Origin of the sequence: Streptomyces sp. A0958 (genome assembly GCF_004795035.1) — a bacterium.
Lineage (GTDB): Bacteria > Actinomycetota > Actinomycetes > Streptomycetales > Streptomycetaceae > Streptomyces.
This window is the reverse complement of the sequence record NZ_SSBK01000103.1, coordinates 1-1,174: the sequence shown is the minus strand read 5'-3', so window position 1 is coordinate 1,174 and position 1,174 is coordinate 1. Positions and strand designations below refer to the sequence as shown.

Annotated in this window: 1 protein-coding gene; it reads left to right on the top strand. The window is 69.1% G+C overall.

What is annotated here, in order from left to right:
• Positions 1-30: 30 nt before the first annotated feature.
• Positions 31-1,174: IS1380 family transposase (locus E6P78_RS32525; RefSeq protein ID WP_346765640.1), on the top strand; the 1,144-nt coding region annotated here is incomplete at its 3' end.

Below are 1,174 nucleotides of genomic sequence, written 5' to 3'. Positions count from 1 at the left end.
GATGCCAAGGTCACCAGCATCGTCGCGGGCATGGCAGCCGGTGCGGACAGCATCGATGACCTGGCGATGTTGCGCCACGGGGCGATGCCTGCCGTGTTCGGTGGCATGCGCGCCCCGACCACGCTCGGCACGTTCCTGCGTGCGTTCACCCATGGTCATGCTCTTCAACTCCACGCCGTGCACCGCAGGTTCCTCGCGCAACTGGCCGAACACACCCCGCTGCTGCCCGGCTCGGACGCGATGGCGTTCATCGACGTCGACTCCACCCATAAACGCGTCTACGGCCGGACCAAACAGGGCGCCGAGTACGGCCGGTTCAAGGGCATCCGCACCCTGCACCCTCTCCTCGCCACGATCTGCACCCCCCAGTCGAGGCCGGTGATCGCGACGGTGCGGATGCGACGTGGCAAAGCGGCAGACTCCCGGGGTGCCCCGAAATTCGTGGGCGAGGCCCTGGCCACCGCCGTCGAGGCCGGCTGCACCGGGACCCGTATCCTGCGGGCCGATTCGCAGTTCTACAACGCCGGGGTGATCGCCGCCTGCCGCCGGGCCGGTGCCCACTTCTCGCTCACCACCGGGATGAACCCCTCCATCAAGCGGGCCGTCCACAGCATTCCCGACAGTGCCTGGCAGCAGATCAGTTACCCGACCGCGGTGCCCGACCCCGAGACCGGCGAACTCATCTCGGACGCCGAAGTCGCCGAACTACCCGAATACACCGCGTTCGCCAGCCGGAAGAAAGCAGACCGGGTCACCGCCCGGCTGATCGTGCGGCGGGTCCGTGACCTGGCCAAACCGCCGGTTGTGGGCGAGCAGGGCGAGCTGTTTCCCGTCTGGCGTTACCACCCCTTCCTCACCGACCAGCCGGCCCCGACGCTCCAGGCCGAGCGGGAACACCGCCACCATGCCGTGATCGAGCAGGTCATCGCGGACAGCAAGGCCGGCGCCCTCGCCCATCTGCCGTCCGGACACTTCAACGCCAACGCGGCCTGGCTCACCCTGTGGGCGATGACCTACAACCTGCTGCGGGCCGCCGGTGCCCTGACCTCCGCGTTCCACGCCAAGGCCACCACCGCCACCCTCCGCACCCACCTGATCCACGTCCCGGCCCGCATCGCCCGCTCAGCCCGACGCATCACCCTGCACCTGCCCCACAACTGGCCCTGGCAGCAAG